Raw genomic sequence first — 9928 nt, 5'->3', positions numbered from 1 at the left:
TGGTCGCCAATCCCCGGCTGGAATCGATCCGGCGATTGCTGCGTTTCGGCGGCGAGGATTTCCTTGAATTCCTGCACTCGCTTGAGGATCTGCCGGGGCGGGCGCGGCTGGCGGTGTCCGATCTGGAAGTGCCGGATCTTGAGGTCTGCGATGACGGGCCGACCTCGTTCCGGCTGGTGTGCAACTGGCGTTTTCCCGGCGCTTGTCATTTGATGAGCGGGATTTTACGGGCCATGGCTGACGATTATGGCGCGCTGGTCGTGCTGGATGTCGAGGCCGGGTATCGGCCCTGTGTCCGCATCGAATTGCTGGACAGCACCTATGCCGAGGGGCGGCAATTCAAGCTGGCACTCAGGACGGGGTAACAGATGCCGGACCGGATCTCTTTGCGGCCCGAGGCCGTCGCCCGCCTGATGCCGATGCATGTCTGGCTGACCCCGGACGGTCACATCCGCCGCGTCGGCCCGACGTTGCAAAAATTGCGCCCCGGGCAATTGCTGGCGGGGCGCCGCTTCGATGACGTTTTTGAACTGCGCCGACCGCAAGGCATTGACGAGATCTGCACCTTGGCCAAGGCCGGTGCCTCGCGCCTGCAACTGGCGTTTCGGCAAGCGCCCTGCACCGCGTTCAAGGGGCTGTTGATCGGGCTGGAAGGCGACCACGGCGCGCTGATCAACCTGTCGTTCGGCATTTCCGTGGTGCAGGCGGTCGGTGAATACGGCCTGACGCTGGGCGATTTTGCGGCGACCGATCAGGCGGTCGAGATGCTGTATCTGGTCGAAGCGAAGGCCGCCGTCGAACAGGAAACCCGGCGCCTGACCCAGCGCCTGCAATACGCGCGCGTGGCGGCCGAGGAACAAGCCTATACCGATACGCTGACCGGGCTGAAAAACCGTCGGGCGCTGGATCCGGTGCTGGCGCGGCTACTGGAACACTCGGCGGCGTTTGGGTTGCTGCATGTCGATCTGGACTATTTCAAAGCCGTCAACGACACGCTGGGCCATGCGGCGGGGGATCACGTTCTGCGTCAGGCGGCGCGCATTCTGGTCGAAGAAACCCGCGCGGCGGACACGGTGATCCGGGTCGGCGGCGATGAATTCGTGCTGCTGTTGGAGGGACCGATGACCGCCGAACGGATCGAGAAAATCGCCCATCGCATCATCACCCGCCTTGAAGGCCCGATCGCGTTCGAGGGGAAAACCTGCCGGATCTCGGCCAGCATCGGCGCGACCTTGTCGTCGGATTACGATTTTCCGCAGGCCGAACAGATGCTTTATGACGCCGACATGGCCCTCTATCAGTCCAAGCGCGCCGGGCGGGCGCGGCTCAGCTATGCCGTGGCAAATGCGCCGCCGCCGGGTGACGCCTGAAACATGTATAAGCTTGTGAAGCCAAGGGAAGGGAATGCAAGCCATTCGTCGATGGCAAACAGAACTGGATCATAACCAAAGGCGTGTTTTGATGCCGGAGTTCTATGACTGCCAGGGCGCGGTTGGCGCAACCACCTAGCCGCGACCGGTGCCTGCCGATATAAACGGGGCGAATACCAGTGTCAGAGGTGGCGCCAGTGCTTGATCGGATCCGGTCGCTTTACGAGGACGAAACCGCGACTGCGCAGCGTTTTCGCTATGCGCTGTTGCTGTTCGATCTGTTCACGATTGCCTTCGTCATCGTCGGCTCGTTCCTTCCGCGCACGGTGACGCTGGAAATTGCCGACCTGATCCTTGGTGCGCTGATCCTGACAGATTTCCTTATTCGCATCTGGCTGGAGGCCGACAAGAAACGCTTTCTTTTCCGGCTGGCGACATGGGCGGATATTGCGGCAGTGCTGTCGTTTTTGGCGCCCATCGCCGGCGAAGGCTTTGGCTTTCTGCGCATCCTCAGAACCCTGCGCCTGTTGCACACCTATCAATTGCTTGTGCGCCTGCGTCAGGACTTCAAATTCTTCCGCGAGCACGAGGACGTGGTGCTGGCCACCGTCAATCTGGGGGTATTCCTGTTTGTGATGACCGGGCTGATCTATGCCAGCCAGGTCAACGTGAACCCCGAAATCACCAACTATGCCGATGCGTTGTATTTCACTGTTACCACGCTGACCACGACCGGGTTCGGGGATATCACCCTGACCGGATCGGGGGGGCGGATGTTGTCCGTAGGCGTGATGATCTTTGGCGTGACGCTGTTTTTGCGGCTGTTGCAGGTGTTGTTCCGCCCGTCGAAAGTGCGGCAGGAATGCAAGGTTTGCGGGCTGGTTCTGCATGATGCCGATGCCGTGCATTGCAAGCATTGCGGCACCATCATTCACATCCGCACCGAAGGCGATTTCTAGCATCCGGGCGCGGGAGTTGCGCGGGTAAAATCCTGCTGTTGCTCGGGGTCAGGGGGCCCGGCCTGTCGGGTTTCCCCGAGGTGTCCCGCCCGTCGGGCTGACGCCCGCGTGGCGGGGAGAATGGTTTTTTCCTTCTTAGATCAAGGTATTGCGGCGTCCGGTTCCGGCGCGTGCCGCAGGTTATGTTTCGAGATTGCGTGCGGCGTTCTTCTGTGTAATATACAGTTCTATACAATAGAACCAATGGAGAGTGCCTATGTCGACCCCCGAATCTGCTCGCCAGCCGGACGAGGCTGTCACCAGATTGCGACGCCTTGATTGCTGTGCTGTTTCGGACGCGCTGGACCTGCTTGGGCTTGCCGGACAGGTCACGGGCGTGCCGAAGCGCTCTGGGTCTGCGGCAAAGATCGCGGGGCGGGTGATCACGCTGAAGCTGCATGATGGCCCCCGGCCTGATGGCCCGCTGCGGCATCTGGGCACGACTGCGGTCGAACTGTCGGATACGGACACCGTGATCGTTGTTGAACAGCGCAGCGGCAAGGACGCGGGCTGTTGGGGCGGGCTGCTGACACTGGGCGCCAAGCTGCGTGGTGCGGCGGGCGTGGTGGCCGATGGTCCGGTGCGCGATATCGACGAGGCGCGCGAGTATGACTTTCCGATTTTCTCGACCAGCCTGACCGCGCGCACCGCGCGTGGCCGCGTGGTCGAGGCGGCAACCAACGGGCCGATCGTGCCTTGGGGGGTGCCGGTCGAGGCCGATGACTATGTGATCGCGGATTCCAGTGCGGTGATCTTTATTCCCGCCGCGAAGGTGAACGCGGTTCTGGATGCCGCCGAGGCGATTGCATTTAAAGAGGCGGTGATGGCCAAGGCCCTGCTTGCGGGCAAACCGATCAGCTTGGTGATGAGCGGCGATTATGAAAACATGCTGGAAGGGGGCGACAAATGACCTTTGACGCCAAACGAACCACCTCGGCCAAATTCCCCCGTCCGACGGTCGAGATCATCGCACAGGCCCGCCGTCTGCCGACGGCCACCCTGCACGAGGCGGGTGGCAAGATCGGCGTTCTGCCGTCGGCCATTGCCCCGATCACTCGGGGGATGGGCGTTGTCGGGCCGGCGCTGACGGTTCATTCTCCGGCTGGCGATAACCTGTGGCTGCACCGGGCGCTGGACGTGGCGCAACCGGGCGACGTGATGGTTGTCTATGCGTCTGGCGCCTATGATTACGGCTACTGGGGCGAGATCATGTCCACCGCCGGCCGCGCCAAGGGGCTTGCCGGGCTGGTGATCGACGGTTGCGTGCGCGATGGGGCCTTGCTTGGCGATGTCGGCGTGCCGGTCTTTGCGCGCGGCCTGTCGATCCGGGGCACCGGCAAGGATTTCGGTGCGACGGGTTGGGTCGGTGCGCCGATCCTTCTGGGCAACACGGTGGTGCATCCGGGCGATCTGATCGTCGGGGATGCGGATGGCGTGGTTTGCCTGCCGCGTGACCAGGCCGCCGGAATTCTGGATGCGTCAGACGCGCGCGAGACCGCCGAGCAGGTGCAGATTCAGCGGCTTGATGCGGGCGAAACCACGATGACGATTTTCGGGTTTCATCGCTGAAGGCAATCTTCTGGAGCAACCATGACGACCACCGAGACAGATATTCAAGCCGCCACCGGTTTGGATGAGCTTTACCCGGTTCTAAGCCGCAACCGCTTTACGGCGGGCTGGAACAAGAAAAGCCGGTCGCTCTGGCCCGAACCCGCAACCGCGATGACGCCGCAGCATTGGCGCTATGCCGATGCGCGCGCGGCGTTGGCTCAGGCGGGGCGCTGGATCGGCACCGATCTGGCCGAGCGCCGCAATCTGTTGATGTTCAACCCGGTCAAGGGCAACGAATACGACACCGTCAACACGCTGGTTGCGGCCTATCAGATGATCAAGCCCGGCGAATATGCTCGGGCGCATCGGCATACGCCGAACGCGCTGCGGCTGATCCTCGAGGCCGGGCCGGGCCTGTTCACCGTGGTGAATGGCGTCAAGCTGCCGATGGTCGCGGGCGATGTTCTGTTGACGCCGGGGCGGGCGTGGCACAGCCATTTCAACGAAGGCGACAGCGACGCCTATTGGATTGATGTTCTGGACGTGCCGCTGGTGCACCGTCTGGAGCCGATGTTCTTTGAAGAACATGCCGACGGGGTGCAGCCGGTAACCGAAGCGCCGCAGACCCATCCGTTCCGGTTCCCGATGCCTCAGACCGAGGCCGCCCTTGCGCAATCGACTGTGGTGCGGCCGGGGGTGCGGCGGGTCCAGTTGGATACGCTGTCGGTGATGCCGACAATGGCGCTGACATGGATGACGCTGGACGCGGGCGCGACCACCGGCGAACAGCAGAGCACCGCCAGTCACATCTATGCGGTGACCAAGGGGCATGGCCGGTTCGAAGCCGCAGGATGCGTGCACAACTGGGCCGCCGGAGACGTATTCGCCGCGCCCAGTTGGGCCGCGCATACCATCACCGCCGATGACGAGGCGCGGATCTTTGAAATTTCCGACGCGCCGGTTCTGCGGGCGCTTGGGTTCTATTTCGACGCCGAGAACCGACCCTGACCCGACATTAAACAGGGATTGACGCAAATCGGCGTGGCAACTAGAAAGTGGACACTTAATAAGGTAACCTTACTAAGCGAGCGATTCAGGAGGAGCGAATTGCAATGAGCATTAGCGGCAAAGCGTGCATCGCGGGGATCTACGAGCATCCTACGCGCCGGGCTGACGGGATTTCTACGGCGCAGTTGCATGTCGACGTGGCGCTGGGCGCGCTGGCCGATGCGGGCCTGTCGCTGGCGGATGTGGACGGCTATTTCTGTGGCGCAGACGCGCCCGGTCTGGGCGGGTTCTCGATGGCCGAATGCCTTGGCCTGACCAATCTGCGCTATATGGACACGACCGAGACCGGCGGGTCTTCGTATCTGTTGCATGTCTCGCATGCGGCGCGGGCCATCGCGTCGGGTCAGTGCAACGTTGCCCTGATCACTATGGCCGACCGGCCTCTGGCGGCGAATGCCGGGCCGGTTCTGGCCGGGGTAGACATGTCGCTGGTGCCGGAACGCGAATTCGCAGCGCCTGTGCCGCTGCCGCCGGTGTTCGGCTATGCGATGATCGCGCGCCGCCACATGTATGAATTCGGCACCACGCCTGAACAGCTGGCCTGGGTCAAGGTCGCGGCCTCGCACCATGCCCAATATAACGAACACGCGAAACTGCGCGAGGTGCTGAGCCTTGCCGATGTAATGGAATCGCCTCTGGTCGCTGACCCGCTGCGCCGCGCCGATTGCTGTGTGGTGACCGATGGCGGCGGCGCGATGGTGCTGACCAGCCCCGAAATCGCCCGCAGCCTGAAGCGGCCTGTGGTCAAGATCGCCGGTGCCGGAGAAGCCATGAAGCACAACGCCGCAGGCCGGATGCAGCCGATGTCTTCGGCCGGGCAGTTCAGCGCCGCCAAGGCCTTTGAAGAAGCCGGCGCGCGGCCGGGCGACATCAAATATGCCTCGCTTTACGACAGCTTCACCATCACCGTGATCATGCAACTGGAAGACATCGGCTTTTGCGAAAAAGGTCAGGGCGGGCGTTTCGCGGCGGATGGGAACCTGATTTCCGGCGTCGGCAAGCTGCCGTTCAACACCGATGGGGGCGGGCTGTGCTCGAACCATCCGGGCAACAAGGGCGGCATGACCAAGATGCTTGAGGCCGTCCGTCAGTGCCGGGGCGAAGCCCATCCCGCCGTTCAGGTGCCGAACCATGACCTTGTTCTTGCCCATGGCACCGGTGGGTTGATGTCCAGCCAGCACATGGCGGGCACCGTGATTTTGGAGGCAGAATGACCATGCGCGGCAAAACCGAGATTTTGATCAGCAGCGAATTGCAGGCCTTTACCGAGGCGGCGCAGCGCGGTGAATTCAACCTGCGTGAATGCCTTGATTGTGGCGAGGTCCACCACTATCCGCGCGCCCATTGCCCGCTTTGCGCCAGCCGCAATCTGGGATGGCGTGCCTCAACAGGGCAGGGGCGGATCTATTCCTTTACCCGTATGCCCGCCGGGCGCCGTGCCATTGCCCCGGCCATCGTCGATCTGGACGAAGGCCTGCGCCTGAACAGCGTCATTCTGGATGCTGACGTGCACAAGTTGGCGATTGGCGACCCGGTGCAGGTGCGGTTTCAGCCGGATGCCCAAGGCGCGCTGCGTCTGGCCTTTACCACGCCCGATGCCGAAACGGCGCGGGCCTATTCCGACCGGGCCTTTGCCGCGGTGGATGCGGATCGCGAAGGCTTTGTCGCCGGGGCTGAGCCTGCGCTTGTCACCACGGTGGCCGTTGTCGGTGCCGGGAACATGGGCATCGGGATTGCGACTGCGTTTCTGAAGGCCGGGTTCAGCGTGCTGATGCTGGATCAGAACGACGAGGCTTTCGATCGCGCCCGGACCCGTATCAGCGAAACCTTTCAGCGCGACGTGCAGCGCGGGCGTCTGGACCCGGCGCAGGCCGCTGATCAGATTGCGGCGCTTCAGACCTCGACCGATATGGCGCGGGTTGCCGAGGCCGATCTGGTTGTCGAGGCCGTCTGGGAAGACATGGCGCTGAAACAGCAGGTCTTTGCCGAGCTCGACCGCCTTGCGCGTCCCGAGGTCTGCCTGTGCTCGAACACCTCGACGCTGGACATTGACGCCATCGCCGCCGCGACCCGGCGGCCGGACCGTGTTGTCGGTCTGCATTTCTTTAACCCGGCGCATGTGATGAAGCTGCTTGAGGTCGTGCGCGGGGCGCGGACCTCGGATCAGACATTGGCCTTGGCGACGCATGTCGGCACGCGGCTGGGCAAAGTGCCCGTGGTCGTGGGCAATGCGCATGGCTTTGTCGGCAACCGCCTGATGATCGCGCGCGAACACGAGGCGGGCCGCATGCTGTTGGAAGGTGCGCTGCCCAACCAGATCGACGCCGTCCTGACCCGGTTCGGCATGCCGATGGGCACGTTCGAAATGCAGGATATGGCTGGTGGAATTGAACTGAGCTATCGCGCCCGTCAGGCGCGCGGTGAAAAAAGTCCGATCATTGACCGGCTGTTTGCCGCCGGGCGACTGGGGCAAAAGACCGGCAAGGGTTATTACCGCTATGCTCCGGGCAAAAATCGCCCGCTGACCGACCCCGAGGCGACAGCGATCTTCGAAGAAGCCTCGCGTGCCGAAGGGATCACCCGCAAACCCATCGCCGACTCTGAAATCGAGGATCGCCTGATCCTGCCGATGATCAACGAAGGTGCGCGCCTGATGGCCGAGGGCATCGCAACCCGCGCCAGCGACATCGACGTTGTCTGGCAAACCGGCTTTGGCTGGCCGTCGTGGAAAGGCGGGCCGATGTATCACGCGGACCGCATCGGGCTGGCCAATGTCGTTGACCGGCTGAACGCGCTGGTCAAGTCTTGTGGCGACCGCTTTGCCCCGGCGCCCTATCTGGCCGATCTGGCCGCCAAGGGCGGGTGTTTTTCTGAACTGGAGGAAATCTGATGCCGATCTACCGCGCACCTGTCGACGACTATCACTTCCTCTTGCACGATGTTGCCCGGGTTCAGGATCACGCTGACCTTCCCGGCTTTGCCGATCTCAGCCCGGAATTTACCGCGGCGGTTCTGCGCGGTCTGGCGACGTTCCACGAAGAGGTCATGCACCCCGTCAATATGGTCGCCGACGCCGAAGGCGCGCGCATGGTCGATGGCGCGGTCAAGACCCCCGGCCCGTTCCGCGCCGTGGCGCAGGCCTATCGCGAGTCCGGCTGGCTGTCGGCTGGTGTGTCCGAGGCCATCGGCGGCGCCGGTCTGCCGCCGGTCATGACCGTGGCGCTGAATGAATTCGGCGTTTCCACTGGTCAATCGCTGCGGATGTATTTTTCGTTCTGCGCCCCGGCGTCCGAGATGCTGAACGCCTTTGGCGCCGATTGGATCAAAACCCATGTCGTGCCGCGTCTGGTGCAGGGCGACTGGACCGCGACCATGTCGATGACGGAATCGCATTGCGGCACCGATCTGCGTCAGATGCGCACCCGCGCGGTTGAACAGCCCGATGGCACATGGCGGCTGAGTGGCTCGAAAATGTTCATTTCGGGCGGCGATAACGATCTTGCCGATAACATCGTGCATATCGTTCTTGCCAAGGTGCCGGGCCCGGATGGCAAGCTGGCCAACGACCTGTCGACGGTTAACGTGTTTCTGGTGTCGAAAAACCGCATTGATACCGAGACCGGCGCAGTGCTGGGCCCGAACGGGGTTTCGGTCGCTTCGATCGAGCACAAGATGGGTCTTGGCGGCAACGCGACCTGCGTGATGAATTACGACGATGCCGTCGCCTATCGCATCGCGGCGCCCGGACAGGGGACTGCGGCGAATATGGCGGCGATGTTCTTTCTGATGACCTATGCCCGGGTCGGGGTGGCGCTGTCGGGTGTCGGGTATACCGAAATCGCTCAGCAGAACGCGGCGGCCTATGCGCGCGAGCGCTTGTCGGGCCGTGCGGTCAAAGGGCCGGTCAATCCGGACGGGCCTGCCGATCCGATCATTGTCCATGCCGACATTCGCCGTCTGTTGCTGGGCAGCCGATCCTTTGCCGAGGGCGGGCGGGCGCTGGGCGTGAAGATGGCCTTCATGCAGTCCTTGGCCAAGAACAGTCAGGACAAGGCCGAGCGCACCCGGATGAACGACATCATGGATGTGCTGACGCCGGTGATGAAGGCGTATTTTACCGACAAGGGGTTCCAATGCGCCAATGACTGCCTGCAGGTTCTGGGCGGCCACGGCTATATCGCCGATCACGGGCTTGAGCATTTCGTCCGCAATGTGCGGGTGGGGCAGATCTATGAAGGCGCGAACGGCATTCAGGCAAAGGATCTGGTTGAACGCAAACTGCGGGTGCATGACGGTCGGGCGCGGGTGGCGTTCTTTGACGCGGTGTCGCGGCTGATTTCCGAACATGCGGATGCGCCGGAGATGGCGGAATTCATCGCGCCGCTGGATATGGCATTGACCACGCTGGGCCAGACTCTGGACCGTGTCGATGCCGCCGGGCGCGACGATCCCGAAGCGCCGGCCGTCGCGGCCTATGATCTGTTGACGATGTTTGGCATCACCGCCATCGCCTGGGCCTGGGCCGAGGTTGCCGGGGTGATTGTCAGCAGCAAGACCGCGCATCTGTCCGAGGCGGACAAGACCCGCAAACTGGCGTTGGCGCGTTTGTGGATGGCACGGGAAGTTCCGCAAGTGCCCGGTCTGGCGCTGCGGGCGCTGAACGGTGTCGAGGCCCTGATGGATCTGGATGCCGACCTGAACTGACCGGATCGGGCCGCGCCTGTCCAAGGCGGGGCCCGATTACTTTTGATACAGCGCGACGAGGTTGGCTAGAAAATGCTCGCGTTCTTCGGCGGGAAGGCGGGCCAGATAGGCGCGCTCGGCCTCAAGCACAGCTTTGTCGCACCGCTCTTGCGTGGCCAGCCCGGCTTCGGTCCGGTGGACGATCAGGTTGCGCCGGTTGCCGTTGACGTAGTTGCGTTCGATCAGGCCCTTGGATTC

At 63.0% G+C, this 9928-nt stretch carries 8 protein-coding genes and 2 pseudogenes; 9 read left to right on the top strand and 1 reads right to left on the bottom strand.

Going from position 1 to position 9928, the window contains the following annotated elements; genetic code table 11:
- From ABYW26_RS05590 to ABYW26_RS05550, 9 genes and pseudogenes are all read left to right on the top strand, one after another.
- Positions 1-365: pseudogene (locus ABYW26_RS05590) on the top strand (heme NO-binding protein); the annotation flags it as partial.
- Positions 366-368: 3 nt separating this feature from the next.
- Positions 369-1370 carry a diguanylate cyclase gene (locus ABYW26_RS05585; RefSeq protein WP_372603801.1) on the top strand — a complete coding sequence of 334 codons (1002 nt, stop codon included), beginning with the start codon at positions 369-371 and terminating at the stop codon, positions 1368-1370.
- Positions 1371-1567: 197 nt separating this feature from the next.
- The gene (locus ABYW26_RS05580) at positions 1568-2329 is read left to right on the top strand and encodes an ion channel (RefSeq protein ID WP_372603800.1); all 762 of its coding nucleotides are present in this window, start codon (positions 1568-1570) and stop codon (positions 2327-2329) included.
- A 256-nt stretch (positions 2330-2585) separates the two neighbouring features.
- On the top strand, positions 2586-3278 hold the full coding sequence (locus ABYW26_RS05575) for an RraA family protein (RefSeq protein WP_372603799.1): 693 nt from the start codon (positions 2586-2588) through the stop codon (positions 3276-3278).
- Positions 3275-3937 (top strand): RraA family protein, encoded by a 663-nt coding sequence (locus ABYW26_RS05570; protein WP_372603798.1) that lies wholly within the window; start codon positions 3275-3277, stop codon positions 3935-3937. The genes ABYW26_RS05575 and ABYW26_RS05570 overlap by 4 nt, the downstream gene beginning before the upstream one ends.
- Before the next feature lie 21 nt (positions 3938-3958).
- Positions 3959-4927, top strand: a complete 969-nt coding sequence (locus tag ABYW26_RS05565; RefSeq protein WP_372603797.1) for a cupin domain-containing protein — start codon at positions 3959-3961, stop codon at positions 4925-4927.
- A 104-nt stretch (positions 4928-5031) separates the two neighbouring features.
- The gene (locus tag ABYW26_RS05560; protein WP_372603796.1) at positions 5032-6201 is read left to right on the top strand and encodes a thiolase domain-containing protein; all 1170 of its coding nucleotides are present in this window, start codon (positions 5032-5034) and stop codon (positions 6199-6201) included.
- Positions 6198-7877 carry a 3-hydroxyacyl-CoA dehydrogenase NAD-binding domain-containing protein gene (locus ABYW26_RS05555; protein ID WP_372603795.1) on the top strand — a complete coding sequence of 560 codons (1680 nt, stop codon included), beginning with the start codon at positions 6198-6200 and terminating at the stop codon, positions 7875-7877. Before ABYW26_RS05560 ends, ABYW26_RS05555 begins: the two co-directional genes overlap by 4 nt.
- Entirely contained in the window at positions 7877-9691 is a 1815-nt protein-coding gene (locus ABYW26_RS05550) for an acyl-CoA dehydrogenase C-terminal domain-containing protein (protein ID WP_372603794.1), read from the top strand. Before ABYW26_RS05555 ends, ABYW26_RS05550 begins: the two co-directional genes overlap by 1 nt.
- Positions 9692-9727: 36 nt before the next feature.
- On the opposite strand, the pseudogene ABYW26_RS05545 reads toward ABYW26_RS05550, so the two are convergent.
- A pseudogene (locus ABYW26_RS05545) lies at positions 9728-9928 on the bottom strand (hypothetical protein); the annotation flags it as partial.

This window comes from Actibacterium sp., assembly GCF_041584535.1.
Classification (GTDB): Bacteria; Pseudomonadota; Alphaproteobacteria; order Rhodobacterales; family Rhodobacteraceae; genus Actibacterium_D.
This window is presented reverse-complemented; position numbering and strand designations above follow the sequence as displayed.

Bases quoted from the DNA above. Each gene is read 5' to 3' on its own strand.
- ABYW26_RS05570 (WP_372603798.1), top strand. From the start codon at position 3,275: ATGACCTTTGACGCCAAACGAACCACCTCGGCCAAATTCCCCCGTCCG.
- ABYW26_RS05585 (WP_372603801.1), top strand. From the start codon at position 369: ATGCCGGACCGGATCTCTTTGCGGCCCGAGGCCGTCGCCCGCCTGATG.
- ABYW26_RS05575 (WP_372603799.1), top strand. From the start codon at position 2,586: ATGTCGACCCCCGAATCTGCTCGCCAGCCGGACGAGGCTGTCACCAGA.
- ABYW26_RS05555 (WP_372603795.1), top strand. From the start codon at position 6,198: ATGACCATGCGCGGCAAAACCGAGATTTTGATCAGCAGCGAATTGCAG.
- ABYW26_RS05565 (WP_372603797.1), top strand. From the start codon at position 3,959: ATGACGACCACCGAGACAGATATTCAAGCCGCCACCGGTTTGGATGAG.
- ABYW26_RS05550 (WP_372603794.1), top strand. From the start codon at position 7,877: ATGCCGATCTACCGCGCACCTGTCGACGACTATCACTTCCTCTTGCAC.
- ABYW26_RS05560 (WP_372603796.1), top strand. From the start codon at position 5,032: ATGAGCATTAGCGGCAAAGCGTGCATCGCGGGGATCTACGAGCATCCT.